Origin of the sequence: Aeromonas sp. R4-1 (assembly GCF_040908325.1) — a bacterium.
Classification (GTDB): domain Bacteria; phylum Pseudomonadota; class Gammaproteobacteria; order Enterobacterales; family Aeromonadaceae; genus Aeromonas; species Aeromonas veronii.
In genome coordinates this window covers 93147-109907 of record NZ_JBFODM010000038.1, presented here as the reverse complement: position 1 = coordinate 109907, position 16761 = coordinate 93147, and the positions used below count along the sequence as shown (strand labels likewise).

General features: G+C 61.6%; 15 protein-coding genes. 4 read left to right on the top strand and 11 right to left on the bottom strand.

The annotated features are described in order from the left end of the window. Positions 1–14 precede the first annotated feature (14 nt). The 6 genes from nirD to argS all read right to left on the bottom strand — a co-directional run bounded on the left by nirD (position 15) and on the right by argS (position 7860). Positions 15–332 (bottom strand): nitrite reductase small subunit NirD, encoded by a 318-nt coding sequence (nirD, locus tag AB5Y90_RS06050; RefSeq protein ID WP_368166693.1) that lies wholly within the window; start codon positions 330–332, stop codon positions 15–17. After that, a complete protein-coding gene (gene nirB / locus AB5Y90_RS06045; RefSeq protein ID WP_368166664.1) occupies positions 332–2878 on the bottom strand; it encodes a nitrite reductase large subunit NirB in 2547 nt (848 codons plus the stop codon). The genes nirD and nirB overlap by 1 nt, the downstream gene beginning before the upstream one ends. Positions 2879–3142: 264 nt before the next feature. Next, positions 3143–4471, bottom strand: a complete 1329-nt coding sequence (gene hslU / locus AB5Y90_RS06040) for an HslU--HslV peptidase ATPase subunit (protein WP_368166663.1) — start codon at positions 4469–4471, stop codon at positions 3143–3145. A gap of 66 nt (positions 4472–4537) precedes the next feature. Further along, the gene (gene hslV / locus AB5Y90_RS06035; RefSeq protein ID WP_005342555.1) at positions 4538–5071 is read right to left on the bottom strand and encodes an ATP-dependent protease subunit HslV; all 534 of its coding nucleotides are present in this window, start codon (positions 5069–5071) and stop codon (positions 4538–4540) included. Between the two features lie 188 nt (positions 5072–5259). After that, positions 5260–6111 (bottom strand): SPOR domain-containing protein, encoded by an 852-nt coding sequence (locus AB5Y90_RS06030; RefSeq protein WP_139430100.1) that lies wholly within the window; start codon positions 6109–6111, stop codon positions 5260–5262. 3 nt (positions 6112–6114) lie between these two features. Then, positions 6115–7860: an arginine--tRNA ligase gene (gene argS / locus AB5Y90_RS06025; RefSeq protein ID WP_005355547.1), complete on the bottom strand. Its 1746-nt coding sequence runs from the start codon at positions 7858–7860 to the stop codon at positions 6115–6117. Between the two features lie 310 nt (positions 7861–8170). On the opposite strand from argS, the gene AB5Y90_RS06020 reads away from it, so the two are divergent. From AB5Y90_RS06020 to AB5Y90_RS06010, 3 genes are all read left to right on the top strand, one after another. Beyond that, a complete protein-coding gene (locus AB5Y90_RS06020) occupies positions 8171–8737 on the top strand; it encodes an LON peptidase substrate-binding domain-containing protein (protein ID WP_368166662.1) in 567 nt (188 codons plus the stop codon). A gap of 140 nt (positions 8738–8877) precedes the next feature. Continuing rightward, positions 8878–9447 carry a sigma-70 family RNA polymerase sigma factor gene (locus AB5Y90_RS06015; RefSeq protein ID WP_005355542.1) on the top strand — a complete coding sequence of 190 codons (570 nt, stop codon included), beginning with the start codon at positions 8878–8880 and terminating at the stop codon, positions 9445–9447. Beyond that, complete coding sequence (locus tag AB5Y90_RS06010; protein ID WP_307895962.1) at positions 9440–10135, top strand: ChrR family anti-sigma-E factor; 696 nt, start codon at positions 9440–9442, stop codon at positions 10133–10135. Before AB5Y90_RS06015 ends, AB5Y90_RS06010 begins: the two co-directional genes overlap by 8 nt. A gap of 66 nt (positions 10136–10201) precedes the next feature. Here the strand turns inward: AB5Y90_RS06010 and bacA are convergent, their stop codons facing one another. From bacA to galE, 5 genes are all read right to left on the bottom strand, one after another. Then, entirely contained in the window at positions 10202–11017 is an 816-nt protein-coding gene (bacA, locus tag AB5Y90_RS06005; RefSeq protein ID WP_167571508.1) for an undecaprenyl-diphosphate phosphatase, read from the bottom strand. Positions 11018–11132: 115 nt separating this feature from the next. Then, positions 11133–12122 carry a galactose-1-epimerase gene (gene galM / locus AB5Y90_RS06000; protein WP_368166661.1) on the bottom strand — a complete coding sequence of 330 codons (990 nt, stop codon included), beginning with the start codon at positions 12120–12122 and terminating at the stop codon, positions 11133–11135. After that, entirely contained in the window at positions 12119–13267 is a 1149-nt protein-coding gene (gene galK, locus AB5Y90_RS05995; protein ID WP_368166660.1) for a galactokinase, read from the bottom strand. Before galK ends, galM begins: the two co-directional genes overlap by 4 nt. Then, the gene (locus tag AB5Y90_RS05990; RefSeq protein ID WP_227274329.1) at positions 13264–14322 is read right to left on the bottom strand and encodes a UDP-glucose--hexose-1-phosphate uridylyltransferase; all 1059 of its coding nucleotides are present in this window, start codon (positions 14320–14322) and stop codon (positions 13264–13266) included. The genes galK and AB5Y90_RS05990 overlap by 4 nt, the downstream gene beginning before the upstream one ends. A 60-nt stretch (positions 14323–14382) precedes the next feature. Next, positions 14383–15396: a UDP-glucose 4-epimerase GalE gene (gene galE / locus AB5Y90_RS05985; RefSeq protein WP_368166659.1), complete on the bottom strand. Its 1014-nt coding sequence runs from the start codon at positions 15394–15396 to the stop codon at positions 14383–14385. Positions 15397–15598: 202 nt separating this feature from the next. Between galE and AB5Y90_RS05980 the strand changes: the two genes are divergently transcribed. After that, positions 15599–16606, top strand: a complete 1008-nt coding sequence (locus AB5Y90_RS05980; protein ID WP_041915397.1) for a substrate-binding domain-containing protein — start codon at positions 15599–15601, stop codon at positions 16604–16606. Positions 16607–16761: the final 155 nt, after the last annotated feature.

Here is a 16761-nt window from a genome sequence, read left to right as displayed (position 1 = left end):
GAGTGAAATCGGTTTTAGACGGCGACCCAGACCTGCTGGTCGCGCACTTCAACGGGATAGCTTTGAACCGACATCGCAGGGTTGTCGAAACAGTGGCCATCGCTCAGGCGAAAGCGCTGCTTCTTGAGCGGGCTGGCGACCCAGATCTCGCCGTCGTGTTCGCAGATCAGGCCCCGCGACAGCACGTTGGCGGCGAAGAAGGGATCCCGGTTGTCTATGGCGAACACCTCGGCCGCCGCGCTCGGGCGGAACAGGGCGATTTGACGCCCCTCGATCAGAGCGCAGACGCCGGTTCCCGGCAGGATATCGTTGAGTTGGCAGGCGAATTTCATCATTTGGTTTCCACCTCGATCTGGTAGACGGGGATGCGCTCGGCCGGGGTCGCCGGTCGGTGCTGGTCGCGCTCGGCAACGAACTGAACGTCTGGGTCGCGCTTGTCGCTGTTGATGAAGTGGCTGAAGCGCTTGAGCGCCTCCTCTTCATTGAGGGTGCGCGACCATTCGCACTCGTAGCTGTCGATGAGAGTCTGGATATCGCGCTCGAGCGTCTCGGCCAGTCCCAGCTTGTCGTCGACGATCACCTCGCGCAGGTAGTCGACGCCCCCTTCCAGATTGCCGAGCCAGACCGAGGTGCGCTGCAGTTTGTCGGCGCTGGTGACGTAGAACATCATAAAGCGGTCGATCAGCTTGATGAGGGTTTCGCGGTCGAGGTCAGACGCCAGCAGATCGGCATGGCGCGGCTTCATGCCGCCGTTGCCGCCCACATAGAGGTTCCAACCCGCATCGGTGGCGATGATGCCGACATCCTTGCCCTGCGCTTCCGCACATTCGCGGGTACAGCCGGAGACGCCGAACTTCATCTTGTGCGGGGTGCGAATACCCTTGTAGCGGTTCTCGAGGAAGACCCCGAGGCCGACGCTGTCCTGCACGCCGAAGCGGCACCAGGTGCTGCCGACGCAGGTTTTGGCCATGCGCAGTGCCTTGGCGTAGGCCTGACCTGTCTCGAAACCGGCTGCCAGCAGCTTGCGCCAGATGGCGGGCAGATCATCCTTCTGGGCCCCGAACAGGCCGATGCGCTGGGCGCCGGTGATCTTGGTGTAGAGCTTGTAGTCGCGGGCCACTTCGGCCACCGCCAGCAGCCCTGCCGGGGTCACTTCGCCACCGGCCATGCGCGGGATGACGGAGTAGCTGCCGTCCTTCTGCATGTTGCCGAGGAAGATGTCGTTGGTATCCTGCAGCGGGATGTTGCGCGGGCTCAGCACATGCTCGTTCCAGCAGGAGGCGAGAATGGAGCCGACGGTCGGCTTGCACACCTCGCAGCCATAGCCCTGACCGTGCTTGGCCAGCAGCTCGTCGAAGCTCTTGATCCCCTCCACCTTGACCAGATGGAACAGCTCCTGACGGGAGTGGGGGAAGTGGGCGCAGAGGTGGTTGTTGACCTCGATGCCCTGCTTCACCAGCTCGGCGTTGAGCACCTGGCTGATGAGGGGCACACAGCCGCCACAGCCGGTACCGGCCTTGGTGTGCTGCTTGATGGCGGCCAGCGTGATGTGACCCTCGGCCACCGCCTTGGCGATGTCGCCCTTGGAGACGTCGAAGCAGGAGCAGATCTGGGCGCTTTCCGGCAGGGCATCCACCCCCAGCGTCGGCTTGGCACCGGCGTAGGCGGGCAGGATCAGGGTATCCGGGTGGCTCGGTAGCGGCAGGGCGTTGAGCATCATCTGCAGCAGGTTGCCGTAATCCTCCACGTCACCCACCAGCACGGCGCCGAGCAATCGGCTGTTGTCTTCGCTCACCACGATCTTCTTGTAGACGCCGGCCTGATCGTCCTGAAACACATAGCTGTGGCTGCCCGGGGTGCGGCCATGGGCATCACCGATGGAGCCGACGGAGACGCCGAGCAGCTTGAGCTTGGCGCTCATGTCCGCCCCCTCGAAGCGGCTGTCGCCGCCGAGCAGATGGTCGACGGTGATCTGGGCCATCTTGTAGCCCGGCGCTACCAGCCCGAAGAAGCGGCCCTGCCAGGCGGCGCACTCGCCGATGGCGTAGATGTCGGGATCGGAGGTGAGGCAGTGATCGTCGATGACGATGCCGCCGCGCTCGGCGATAGCTAGATCACCGTAACGGCCCAGAGTATCTTGCGGGCGAATGCCGGTGGAGAAGACCACCACATCCACTTCCAGCTGGCTGCCATCGGCAAAGGCGAGGCGGTGTTTCGCCTGCTCGCCGCCATGCATCAGGATCTCGCTGGTGCTCTTGCTGGTGTGTACCTGCACGCCCATGGATTCAATCTTGCGGCGCAGCAGCTGGCCGCCCTGACCGTCGAGCTGCTCGGCCATCAGCACAGGAGCAAACTCCACCACGTGGGTCTCGAGACCCAGCGCCTTGAGGGCACCGGCCGCTTCGAGGCCAAGCAGACCGCCCCCGATCACCACCCCGCTCTTGCCACTCTTGGCGGCGCTGCGAATGGCTTTCAGATCCTCGATGGTGCGATAGACGAAGCACTCGTGGTGCTGACTGCCCGCAATGGGCGGCACCCAGGGGTAGGAGCCGGTGGCCAGCACCAGCTTGTCGTATCCGACCACAGTGCCCTTGTTGGAGTGCACTTCGCGGTTGGCCCTGTCGATTTTTTTCACTGCTTCGCCGAGCAGTAGGCGGATGCCGTGCTTGTCGTAGAAACCGGGTTTGACGAGGGAGAGATCTTCGCTGGTGTGATGGGAGAAGTAGGAGGAGAGATGGACGCGATCGTAGGCGGGACGGGGTTCTGCACCGAAGACGGTGATCTCGTAGCGGCCCGGGTCGGCCCGCTCGATCAACTCTTCGATGAAGCGGTGCCCCACCATGCCGTTGCCCACAACGACCAGTCTGACTTTGCTCATAGTTGCCTCAAGTTTGGAGTAATAAAACATCATTCTGGGACTAGGCTACCCAGTCAGTCGGGGCGGGCAATTGATGCAAATCAAGTGTCTATTTATATATCTCGTCAGGGGTAATTCGATAGAATTCAAAGATATACAAAAATAGGTATACCAGTTGAGTGTTTTGGTGCTGGGTGCGAGTGGGACATAGAGAGAAGGGGGCTGGGGCTTAAAATGCAAAACGCCCCCATTGCTGGAGGCGTTTTTTTACAAACAGAACTGCGCTTACAGAATAAAGCGGCTCAGATCCTCATCCTCGACAAGCGCACCGAGGTGGGCGTCGACGTAGTCGGTGTCGATGACAAAGGTCTCGCCGGACTTCTCGGAGGCGTCGTAGGAGATATCTTCCATCAGGCGCTCCATCACGGTGTGCAGACGACGGGCACCGATGTTCTCGGTACGCTCGTTGACCTGCCAGGCCGCTTCGGCCAGACGGCGGATGCCATCCTTGGTGAACTCAATGTTGACCCCTTCGGTGGCCATCAGCGCCTTGTACTGATCGGTCAGGGAGGCGTTTGGTTCGGTCAGGATACGCTCGAAGTCATCTGTGGTCAGGGCGGTCAGCTCGACCCGGATCGGCAGACGGCCCTGCAGCTCGGGGATGAGGTCGGACGGCTTGGCGATCTGGAAGGCGCCGGAGGCGACAAACAGGATGTGGTCGGTCTTGACCATGCCGTGCTTGGTGTTGACGGTGCAACCTTCAACCAGCGGCAGCAGGTCGCGCTGTACCCCTTCACGGGAGACATCGGGGCCGGAGCTTTCGCCGCGCTTGCAGATCTTGTCGATCTCGTCGAGGAAGACGATGCCGTTGTTCTCGACCGCAGCAATGGCTTTCTGCTTCAGCTCTTCCGGATTGACCAGACGGGCCGCTTCCTCTTCGATCAGCGCCTTCATGGCCTCTTTGACCTTGATCTTGCGCTTCTTCTTCTGGTTCTGACCCAGGTTCTGGAACAGTCCCTGCAGCTGGTTGGCCATCTCTTCCATGCCCGGTGGGGTCATGATTTCGACACCCATCGGGGAGGCGGAGAGCTCCAGCTCGATCTCCTTGTCATCCAGCTGACCTTCCCGCAGTTTCTTGCGGAAGATCTGGCGGGTGTTGGAGTTGTCGGCTTTCTCTTCTTCACCCCAGGTGTTGCGCGGGTTGGGCAGCAGGGCGTCGAGGATGCGCTCTTCGGCGGCTTCCTCGGCGCGGTATTTCATCTTCTCCATCTCGGTCTCGCGCACCAGCTTGATGGCGGCATCGGTCAGATCGCGGATGATGCTGTCCACTTCCTTGCCGACATAGCCCACTTCGGTGAACTTGGTCGCTTCCACCTTGATGAAGGGGGCGTTGGCCAGTTTGGCCAGACGACGGGCGATCTCGGTCTTGCCGACACCGGTCGGGCCGATCATCAGGATGTTTTTCGGGGTCACTTCATGGCGCATCTCTTCGTTGAGTTGCATCCGGCGCCAGCGGTTGCGCAGGGCAACGGCAACGGCGCGCTTGGCATCGGCCTGACCAATGATGTGTCTGTCCAGCTCGTGGACGATTTCTCTCGGGGTCATCTCGGACATGATGGTGTTCCTGTATCCGGGGCGGGTAGTGCCCGCCCCTTGGGAAATTGGGTTTGGCTAGCGGCCTTATTTGGCTGCGTAGTCCAGCACTTCGATGGTGTGGTTGCCGTTGGTGAAGACGCAGATGTCGCCCGCAATCTTGAGGGACTTCTCGACAATGGTCCTGGCATCCAGCTCGGTGTTTTCCAGCAGCGCGATGGCGGCGGACTGGGCAAAGTTGCCGCCGCTGCCGATGGCGATGAGATCGTGCTCCGGCTGCACCACGTCACCGTTGCCGGTGATGATGAAGGATTTGTGTTCGTCGGCCACGGCCAGCAGAGCTTCGAGGCGGCGCAGGGCGCGATCGGTGCGCCAATCTTTGGCCAGCGCCACGGCGGCGCGCTCCAGATTACCCTGATGGGCCTGCAGTTTTGCTTCGAAACGTTCGAGCAGGGTGAAGGCGTCGGCGGTACCGCCAGCGAAACCGGCCAGCACCTTGCCGTTATAGAGACGATGAACCTTGCGGGCGTTTCCCTTCATGACGGTGTTGCCAAGAGAGACCTGGCCATCGCCACCGATGACGACCTGACCGTTGCGGCGAACTGAAACTATGGTAGTCACTTTACTTACCTCGCTTGAGCCGAATGACGGCCTGACTGTGCATGGCAAGAAAGATGGGGATGGCAAACGGGCTTTTCAACCCTGCCTTTGGTCGGGATAAACGGGGTAGCAATCAGGGTGGGGGGCGAGTGACACCAAAAGAACAGGGCCGGGTGTTGCCACCCGGCCCTGCGTCATCGGTAAGCGGATTACCCTTTCTTGGGAATGCAGCCGCTGATGCCGGAGCTCTGCAGCTTGCTGTTGGCCGCGTCGGCGGCCGCCTTGCCGTTGAAGGGGCCGACCATCACCTTGTAGACGGTGCCGTTGGCGCCATTGATCACCTGCAGGCTGGAGGAGAGGCCGGCGGTGAAGGCGATACGCGCCTTGAGCGACTCTGCGGAATCCTGCGAGCGCAGGGCGGCGCACTGCATCATGTAGCGACCGCTGTCGGCGGCTGCGGTCTGGGCTGGCGGGGTCGCCGCTTTGGCTTTGGCCTTGGCCGCTTCGGCCCGCTCCCGTTCCAGCTCGGCACGGATCTCTCGCTCCATCCGTTCCCGTTCTGCCTTGCGGTCGATCACCTGCTCTTGCGCGCTGGCAACCGGTGCACCCGAGGTGGAAGGGGTGGTCGCCGGATTGGGCTGATAGGGCTTGGGCTGGCCGATGGGCGTTCCCGGTTGGGGAATGTCGGTCGGCACCGGCTGTGGCAGTTTTTCCGGTTGCAGGGTCATGGTATCTGCCGGTGGTGGCGGCAGCACACCCGGCTGGGTCGGCGGCTCTATGATATCGACCTGCTTGTTCTCAAGCCGTTCGATGTAGCTCCACTTCTCCTGAGGCAGCCCGTTATTCTGCGCTTTTGGCTTGTTGGCCTTTACCTGCTCCTCAATGGTGGGGGCATCGTTGCCCTTGCCATTGATCATGTAAAGGAAGCCACCAAAGCCTGCCAGCAGTGCCACGACCAGCAGCACTGGAATAACAGGAAAGCGGCGAGGGGCCGCTTTCTTGGTATTGCGGCCACCCGCCCGACGTCGCGGGCGGCTGCCGACATAATCCCGGGTTGCCATCTATTACATGCGCTCCAGGGTATGGATGCCCAGTACGCCGAGGCCCAGTTTCAGTACCTTGGCGGTGGCGGCGCACAGCAGCAGACGGCTCTGACGGGTTGCCTCGTCCACGCCATCCTTGTTGATCGGGCAGGCTTCATAGAAGGTCATGAAGTTGCCGGACAACTCGTACAGGTAGGTACAGAGCAGGTGCGGCATGCCTTTGTCGGCCACGCCGTTGACCGCGTCGGAGAACTGGATCAGCTTCTGGGCCAGCACCTCTTCGGCCTCTTCGTTCAGGGTCACGTTGCCGGTCAGCGTTTCGGCATCGATGTTGGCCTTGCGGAAGATGGACTGGATACGGGTGTAGGCGTACTGCAGGTAAGGGGCAGTGTTGCCTTCAAAGGAGAGCATCAGATCCCAGTCGAAGATGTAGTCGGTAGTACGGTTCTTGGAGAGATCCGCATACTTGACCGCGCCCATGGCGATGGCGTTGACCACATTGGCCTTCTCTTCGGCAGAGAGGTCGCTGTTGCGGCTCTCCAGCAGGGCGGCGGCGCGCTCTTCGGCCTCGTTCAGCAGGTCAACCAGCTTGACGGTGCCACCGGAACGGGTCTTGTAGGGACGACCATCCTTGCCCAGCATCATGCCGAAGGCGTGGTGCTCAAGCGGTACGGATTCCGGCACATAGCCCGCCTTGCGGGTGATGGTCCAGGCCTGCATCAGGTGCTGGTGCTGACGGGAGTCGATGAAGTACATGACACGGTCGGCGCCCAGGGTTTCATAACGGTATTTGGCACAGGCGATGTCGGTGGTGGTGTAGAGGAAACCGCCATCGCTCTTCTGGATGATGACGCCCATGGCCTCGCCATCCTTGTTCTTGAACTCGTCCAGGAAGACAACGGTAGCGCCTTCGCTCTCGACCGCCAGCCCCTTGGCTTTCAGGTCGGCCACGATCTCCGGCAGCATGTCGTTGTACATGGACTCGCCCATGATGTCCTTGTTGGTCAGGGAGACATTCAGGCGGTCATAGTTGATCTGGTTCTGTTCCATGGTCATGTCGACCAGCTTCTTCCACATGGTACGGCAGTACTCGTCGCCGCCCTGCAGCTTGACCACGTAGTTACGGGCACGCTCGGCGAAGGCTTCGTCTTCGTCGTAGCAACGCTTGGCCTGGGTATAGAAGGCTTCCAGATCCTTGAGTGCCATGTCGCTGGCGTGTTCGTTGGACATCTTCTCCAGATAGGCGATCAGCATGCCGAACTGGGTGCCCCAGTCGCCGATGTGGTTGGCGCGGATCACTTTGTGGCCGAGGAACTCCAGCGCGCGTGCAGCCACGTCACCGAGTACGGTGGAGCGGATGTGGTGCACCGCCATCTCTTTGGCCACGTTGGGGGCGGAGTAGTCCACCACCACGGTTTGTGGCGCGGGCAACCGTACGTTGGCGTTGGCAGAGGTCACCATGGCCTCGACCTGACCGGCCAGCCAGCGCTGGTCGAAGAAGAAGTTGATGAAGCCGGGGCCGGCGATCTCGACCTTGGCGATCAGGTCGGAGGCAGGCAGGTGCTCGATGATGGCAGCCGCCAGCTCACGGGGATTCTTGCGGGCTGGTTTGGCCAGCAGCATGGCCAGGTTGGTAGCCAGGTCGCCGTGAGCTTTTTCCTTGCATCGGTCTACTTGCACGCGGGCTTCCAGGTCCGCCGGCAGGACGCCTGCTGACTTGAGATTGGCTACCGTTTGTTCAAGTAGATGATGAATATGCTCTTTCATAACTGACCACCAAGGTTGCGCGTCGAAAAATGACTGATATATAAGGGCGTGAATTTTACCCGCATCGGCCCGAGAAAACTATAGGGATGACCCGCCGCTCGCTGTCGGGCGGATATTTCACTGCGTTTGGCGCCATATTCCAGAATATTGGGCGGAAATTACGGTGCTTATCCATTTCTACTGCATATCGAAGCGGCTTGTCTAGGCTATTTTCCCCTGATTGTTAAGGGTTTTTCCTTTCCGATGACGGGAATGATCTCCTCCCTCTGGCCCGGCGTATCAACAGAGGTTCCCAACCGAGGAGTTTGCGATGCGACTGGCGCTGTTTCCCCTATCTGCCCACCTGCTGCCCGGCGGCGTCATGCCGCTGAGGATCTTCGAACCGAGATACCAGCGGATGATCGCCGAGGCGGGGGAGTCCGGCTTTGCCCTCTGCATGGTGGACCCTCGCCAGCCCGACGCCCTGCGCAACATGCTGCCCATCGCCACCCGGGTCACTATCATCGATTTCGACCGGCTGCCGGACGGAATGCTGGGAATCACGGTGCAGGGGATGGAGCGGGTGCAGATAGAGGATCTGTGGCAGGAGCCCGATGGCCTGCGTATCGGCGAGGTGACGCCGCTGACGGCCTGGCCGCCCCGCCGGCTCCATCCCGATCAGCAACCGCTAGTCGAGGCATTGCGGGAGGTGTTTGCCGACTATCCCGACTATGCCACCCTCTATCCCGCCCCCTGCTGGGACGATGGCAACTGGGTGGCCCAGCGCTGGCTGGAGGTGCTGCCGATCCCCCCTGAACAGAAGCAGCTGCTGCTGGCCGCTGCCGACAATCAGCCCGCCATCGCCCTGCTCAAGGGGGTGCTGGTGGCCAGTCACTGATTTTTTCTGACCCGCTGATCTGCCAGCGCCGCGGGGCCGTACAAGTTATCACCACAGCATGTTCGACAGCACACCAAAGGGATGGCGCAATGGCATATACTGGCCAACCACACTCGACCATACGCAGGACTTCGCCCGTGATGGATAACCCGGATGGCGACCTCAAATCTCTGCTGATCAGGGTGGCAGAGCAGGCCGACAAGGCTGCTTTTGCCCGCCTGTTCCAACACTTTGCGCCGCGTATTCGCAGCTACGGCTTGCGCCACCTCGGCAGCGAGGCCAACGCCATGGAGCTGGTGCAGGAGACCATGCTGCTGGTGTGGCAGAAGGCGCGCCTCTACCACCCCGAGAAGGGGGCGCCGACCACCTGGATCTATACCGTGATGCGCAACCAGTGCTTCGACATGCTGCGCCGTCGTCGCGCCAGCAAGGAGGATCTCTGTGCCGAGGAGCTGTGGCCGGTGCTGGAGTTTCAGGCCGAAGAGGAGCACCTGAGCGGCGGGGAGGATGCGGTGCTGACTCGTCAGATGGCCCACTATCTGGGCACCCTGCCGGAGCCGCAACAGCAGGTGGTGCGCGGCATCTATCTGCAGGAGTTCTCCCAGCAGGAGCTGGCGGAGAGACTCGGCGTGCCGCTCGGTACCATCAAGTCCCGCCTCAGACTGGCGTTACAGAAACTGAAAGAGCAAGTGGAGCAAGGCCATGATTAAAGCCCATCCGACCGACCCTATGCTGCGCGCCTTCGCCGCCGACGAGCTACCTCTGCCGCTGGCGGTGGGACTCTCCGCTCACTGTGAACTCTGCCCCGATTGTGCTGCCCGACTGAAGACATTCGAAGAGGAGCTGGCGCAGCAATATCTTGCCTCGCCAGCAGAGCCCGAGCTGGCCTCCCGTGATGAAGTGGGACTGGACGCCGGATTCGACGCCATGTTGGCGGATATTCTGGCGCAGCCGCTGGCAGAGCCCCCCTCCGAGCCAACACATGACCAGCCCCGAACGCAGCCCGGCGAGCTGGAGGTAGCCGGTCACGCCTACCATTTGCCACGGGTGCTGGCCCGCTACCGTTCGCCCAAGTGGCGGCATATCGGGGCCATTCGTCAGCAGAGTCTGCCGCTGGACGAGATGGGCGCGCGCGCCAGCCTGCTCCATATCGAAGCGGGCGGCCGCATCCCAGAGCACACCCATCAGGGCTATGAGCTGACCTTGCTGCTGGCTGGCAATATTCAGGATGGCGATACCCTTTACAAGGCGGGAGATTTCATCTGGCGCGATGCCAGCCACTCCCACAGTCCGCATACGCCGGACGGTTGCCTCTGCTACACGGTGCAGGATGCGCCGGTGCAGTTCACCAAAGGGCTGTCGCGGCTGCTGAACGGCATCAGCCAGCACCTCTATTGAGCACCATGACGCCATAGAAAAAGGGACCAAGTTGGTCCCTTTTCTCATTTCATTGCAGGCTGCCGGTCAGGCGACAAACACCAGATAGACGGCGAACGCCACGATAAAGCGGTAGATGGCGAACGGGATAAAGTCGATGCGGCGGATCAATGTCAGGAAGGTCTTGATCGCAAACATCGCCACCACGAAGGCGGTGATAAAGCCCACAGCAAACATCGGGAAGTCGGCCATCGAGAGGAAATCGCGGCTCTTGTAGAGATCAAGCCCACTGGCCGCCACCATCATGGGCACCGCCATGATGAAAGAGAACTCGGCGGCGGCGTGACGGCTGATCCCCATCAGCATGCCACCACTGATGGTGGCGCCGGAGCGGGAGAAGCCGGGCCACAGGGCCAGACACTGGAACAGACCGATGCCGAACGCCTGCTTGTAGCTGATGTCATCCAGGGTTTCAGCTGTGACGGCCGGGCGGAACTTCTCGGCGATGATCAGCAGGATGCCCCCCGCGACCAGCGCGTACATCACGGTCTGTGGGCCAAACAGGTTGGCCTTGATCCAGCTGTGGATGGCCAGACCGACCACGATGGCGGGCAGCATGCCGAGGATGACGTGGATCAGCGACAGGGTGGCATGATCCTGAGAGGGCTTCTGGCCAAAGTGGATGCCAATCAGGCCAAACAGGCGGCGCCAGAAGACGGCGACCACGGCGAGGATGGAGCCAAGCTGGATCACCACTTCGAAGGTGGCAGCCTTGGGCCCTTCAAAGCCCAGCAGATGGCCGACGATAATCATGTGGCCGGTGGAGGAGACGGGGAGGAACTCGGTCAGCCCCTCGACGACGCCCAGAATAAAGGCGACCAGCAGGCTATAAGTGTCAGTCATCGAACAAACAATCCTTAACTTCGTTGATGTAAAAACGCCCCGAAAGGGTCTCGGGGCGGCATATCTTGCTCGATTGTGACTGCTGAGGCTATGTAAAAATCATGAATTCTTTAAGTTAGTCGCGGATAAAGCGGTAGCGGGTCTGGTGATGATAACGCTCGCCAGGCAGCAGCCAGGGGTTGCCCAGCTCGGGGCGATTGGGGCTGTCCGGTAGCTGTTGCGCCTCAAGACAGAAGCCGTCGTGATCCCGGTGCGACAGGCCGCTACGGTTCGGGGTATTGGCCAGCCAGTTGCCGGTATAGAACTGTAGCGAGGGTTGGTTGGTATAGACCTCCATCGCCAGCTGTCTGTCACCCGATACCACGTGAGCAGCCCACTCCTGCGCCGGGCCGTTGAGCACAAAGGCGTGATCGTACCCCTTGGCCTGTTGCTGTTGGGGATGGCTCAGCCAATCCAGTCCGACAAGGCGCTCGCGGCGCAGATCGAATGGCCCCTCCACCGGAGTGATGGTGATCGGCAAACCGTTCGGGTCGGTCGGCAGGAAGTGGTCGGCATTGATGCTGATGAGGTGGTCACGGATATCGCCGCCATCGGTTTGCCCATCGAGATTGAAGTAAGCGTGGCTGGTGAGGCTGACCGGAGTTGTGGCATCCGTGCTGGCGATGAAATCCACCACCAGATCGTTCTGCTCCAGCCGGTACTCCAGGGTGACCCGAAGATTGCCGGGAAAGCCCTGATCCCCCGCTCGGGAGAGCAGCGCCAGCTTGACCCGATCTGCTTCCAGTTCCTTGATCTGCCAGCGCTGGCGATGAAAGCCTGCCTGCCCGCCGTGCAGACAGTTGGGGGCCTGATTGGCATTCAGCGGCCAGCGCTGGCCATCACGTACCAGCTCGGCACCGCCGATGCGGTTGGCAAAGCGTCCTGCCACCGCGCCCAGCCACACCTGTTGGGTGGGATAGGCGTTGTCGGCACAACCCAGCAGCACTTCGCGCCGTTTGCCCGCCACCGGCAGGGTGAGGGAGGTGAGGGTTGCGCCGAAGTCGAGGCCGCGCAGCCGCAGCCCCTCTTCATTTTCCAGCTCGAACGGGGTCATGGCGCTGCTCATAGCTTGCCTGCACCGGCGCTGGCAGAGCAGACGTAGCAGTCGGCCTTGAGGCCCGAGATGGCCGGATACTCCGCCTCGACGGCGGCAATCACCTCGGCCACTTTCTCCGGGCGCAGCAGGGCGACCACGCAGCCGCCGAAGCCGCCGCCAGTCATCCGCACGCCGCCATCGGTGCCGATTTTAGCCTTGATGATCTCCACCAGCCCGTCGATGGCGGGCACTGTGATCTCGAAGTCATCGCGCATGGCGGCGTGCGATTCGGCCATCAGCTCGCTGAGGCGGGTCAGGTCGTGGCTCGCCAGCGCATCGGCGGCCGCCAGGGTGCGGGCGTTTTCACCGACGATGTGGCGGGCACGGCGATAGCAGGCCTCATCCAGCCCGGCTTTGCCCGCTTCCAGTCCGGCCAGATCGAGGTCGCGCAGCGCCTTGACCCCGTAGTGATGGGCGGCCGCTTCGCACTGCTGTCGGCGGGTGTTGTATTCGCTGTCCACCAGACCGCGACGCACGTTGGAGTTGACGATCAGCACCGCCAGATCCGCCGGCATGGGTATCAGACGGGTCTCCAGCGAGCGACAGTCGAGCAGCAGGGCGTGGTCTGTTTTGCCGCTGGCGGAGATCATCTGATCCATGATGCCGCAGTTGCAGCCGACGAACTTGTTCTCCGCCTGCTGGCCGTTGAGGGCGATCTCGGCCTGGCTGATGTCGAGCCCCAGCGCCTCTTTGAAGGCCTGACCGATGGCTACTTCCAGCGAGGCAGAGGAGGAGAGCCCCGCCCCCTGCGGCACGTTGCCGGAGACCACCAGATCGAGGCCGCGCAGGGCATAACCGCGCTCCTGCAGATACTTCACCACGCCGCGGATGTAGTCGCTCCAGCGTTGGTTGGAGTGGTGCTCGATGGGCTGGTCGAGGTCGAACTGGTCGCGCTGGTTGTCGTAGTCGGCGGCGATCACCTGCACTTGCCGGTCATCGCGCAGGCCGATTGCAACGCAGGTCTCGTAGTCGATGGCGCAGGGCAGCACGAAGCCGTCGTTGTAGTCGGTATGTTCACCGATGAGGTTGACGCGACCGGGGGCGCGCACCAGCAGATCGGGCGCTTTGGCAAATTGCTCGGCAAAAACGGTGCTGACGCGTTGGCTGGGGGTCATAGGGCCTCCTCATTGGTGTGGCTGGTCTGGTTGTAGTGAACGGGGCTCAGGGCACGCAGCCGCTCGGCAGCCTGCTCGGGGGTAAGGTCACGCTGGGTTTCGGCCAGCATCTCGAAGCCGACCATGAATTTACGCACGGTGGCGGAGCGCAGCAGGGGCGGATAGAAGTGGGCATGCAACTGCCACGCCTCGGGGCAATCCGATTTGGGCGGGGCAAAGTGCCAGCCCATGGAGTAGGGGAAGCTGCACTCGAACAGGTTGTCGTAACGGCTGGTGAGCTCCTTGAGCGCTACCGCCAGATCCTGTTGCTGGGCCTGGGTCATATTGAGCATGGAGGGGACGTGCGCCTTGGGCAGCAGCAGGGTTTCGAACGGCCAGGCGGCCCAGAAGGGGACCACGGCAAGCCAGTGTTCGGTATCTACCACGATGCGCGAGCGATCCGCCAGCTCCCGCTCCACATACTCCAGCAGCATGGGGCGGCCATGCTCGGCCAGCCAGTCACGCTGGTGCTGCTCTTCGCGGGCGATCTCGTTGGGCAGGAAATCGCTGCCCCAGATCTGGCCGTGGGGGTGCGGGTTGGAGCAGCCCATAACGGCCCCTTTGTTTTCAAATACCTGCACCCACTCCCACTGGGCCGACAATTCGGCGACCTGATCCCTCCAGGTGGTGATCACCCCTTCGATGGCGAGCAACGGCAGCTCGGGCAGGGTCTTGCCGTGATCCGGCGAGAAGCAGATGACCCGGCTGGTGCCGCGGGCGGCTTCCAGCTTCAGCAGGGGATCGCTGGCGCTATTGGCGGCCGGGGTATCCTGCATCAGGGCGGCGAAGTCGTTGGTAAAAACGAAGGTGCCCTTGTAGTCGGGGTTGATGTCGCCGGTGACCCGGGTGTTGCCCGCGCAGAGGAAACAGTCGGGATCGTGGGCCTGTTTGGGGGCCTGACTCACCTTCTCCACCTGTCCCTGCCAGGGGCGTTTGGCCCGATGGGGGGAGACCAGCACATACTGGCCGGTCAGCGGGTTGAAGCGGCGATGGGGATGATCGACGGGGTTGAACATCATCTCTCCTGAATAAGGTATTGAAAAATAGGGTCGTCTATTAACAGGGAGCAGGCAGGCCTACTCTTCGTAACCGTTTGGATTGGCGGATTGCCAGCGCCAGCTGTCGGCGCACATTGCGTCGATGTTGCGGGTCGCCCGCCAGCCCAGCTCGCGCTCGGCCTTGGCCGGATCGGCCCAGCAGGCGGCGATGTCGCCCGGGCGGCGCGGTTCGATGCGAAATGGCAGCGGCTTGCAACAGGCGGCGGAGAAGGCGGCGACCAGCTGCAACACGCTTTGGCCCTGACCGGTGCCCAGGTTATAGGTGTGCACGCCACCCTTGCCGGCACAGTGTTGCAGTGCCTTGACGTGCCCCTCGGCGAGATCCATCACGTGGATGTAGTCGCGCACACCGGTGCCGTCCGGGGTGGGGTAATCGTTTCCAAAGACAGACAGGCAGTCGCGACGGCCGATGGCGACCTGGGTGATATAGGGCATCAGATTGTTGGGGATCCCCTGCGGGTCTTCACCCATGGTGCCCGATTCGTGGGCGCCGACCGGATTGAAGTAGCGCAGCAGGGTCATGCTCCAGTGGGGCTCGGCCAGCTGCAGATCTTCGAGGATCTCCTCGATGATCAGCTTGGATCGTCCGTAGGGGTTGGTGGCGCTGCGGGGGAAATCCTCGCGGATCGGCAGATTGGCGGGATCGCCGTAGACGGTCGCCGAGGAGCTGAACACCAGATTGTGCACATTGGCCCGCTTCATCGCCTGCAGCAGGGTGAGGGTGCCGCCGAGGTTGTTCTCGTAGTAATCCAGTGGAATGCGAGTCGACTCACCGACCGCCTTGAGGGCGGCAAAGTGGATCACTGCGTCGATCTGCTGTTCGGCGAAGATCCGGTCCAGCAGGGTGGCATCGCGAATATCTCCTTGATAGAACACTGGTTGCTGGCCGCTGATAGCCGCGACTCGAGTCAATACGCTGCGCTTGCTGTTGCAGAGGTTGTCGACCACCACGGGATTCATACCTGCCGCTTGCAGGGCCAGACAGGTGTGGCTGCCGATATATCCGCAACCGCCGGTGACCAGAACATTCATCTTGCTCTCCACTGAAAAAGTGTCTGGAAGCAGTCTAGCCGAGGGTGTGGCGACCAAACTGTGAGCTTGCTTGCAAAACAGTGTAAACGATTACACTGTTTTTGTGATCATCCTGATGGCAGATATGCGTTTCACCTCTGTTTTCAAAGGGTTTGCTGGGTATGATGGCGCTCTATTGCACAGTGAAAGAAGTGAAAACAGCATGAGCACCATCAAGGATGTCGCCCGTTTGGCCAATGTGTCGGTGGCAACGGTTTCACGGGTGATGAACAACTCCCCCAAGGCCAGTGCCGCGTCTCGCGAAGTGGTGCAGAAGGCCATGGCCGAACTGGGCTACACCCCCAACGCCAACGCGCGGGCACTGGTCAGCCAGACCTGCGACACCATGGGGGTAGTGGTCGGTGACGTGGCGGATCCCTTCTTCGGTGCACTGGTGAAGGGGGTCTCCGGCATCGCCGTCGAGCAGAACCTTCACCTGCTGATGGGTAACGGTTTTCACAAGGCGCGTCAGGAGCGTGAGGCGATCGAGCTGCTGATCGGCAAGCGTTGCGAGGCGCTGGTGGTGCACAGCAAGGCGCTGAGCGACGAGGAACTTTACGATTACGCCATGCGAGTGCCCGGTATGGTGCTGATCAACCGCGATATTCCGGCCCTCAAGGGGCGCTGCATCGCCCTCAACAATCGGCTGGGGGCGGCTACGGCGACTCGCCACCTGATCGAGCTGGGCCACCGCCATATTGCCTTTATCAGCTCGGATCACGCCATCGAGGATGCCACCTTGCGTCTGCAGGGGTATCAGGATGGGCTGATGGAAGCCGGTCTGGCAGCCGATCCCGAGCTTATCGAGAGCGGCACGCCGAACGAGGAGGGGGGCGAGCGCGCCATGCTCAACCTGCTGGCCAAGGGGCTCAAGGTGACCGCCGTGGTGGCCTATAACGATGCCATGGCGGCGGGCGCCATCTCAGTGCTGGCCGACAACGGCCTGCGAGTGCCGGAGGAGGTTTCGGTAGTGGGCTTCGATGACATCATCTATGCCAGATATTTGCGCCCCAAGCTCTCCACCATGCGCTATCCCATTGAGCTGATGGCGGCCCAGGCGGCCAAGCTGGCCATTCAGCTGGCGGCGGGGGAGAGTGACGCGACCCAGAGCCGGATCTATACCCCCACCCTGATCAATCGCCACTCGGTGGCACCGGTTCGGGCCGGATAGCCCCCTTTTGCGGCCCTGTTCGGGGCCGTTTCTTGCACAGTTATTGTTTTACCTGTTTTTAATCATTTTTACTCCGCTTTACTTAACAAAATTAGTGTAATCGTTTACATCTGTGTAAGCGAGATCGCCGTTCCCTGCGTCATACTTCTCTAGAC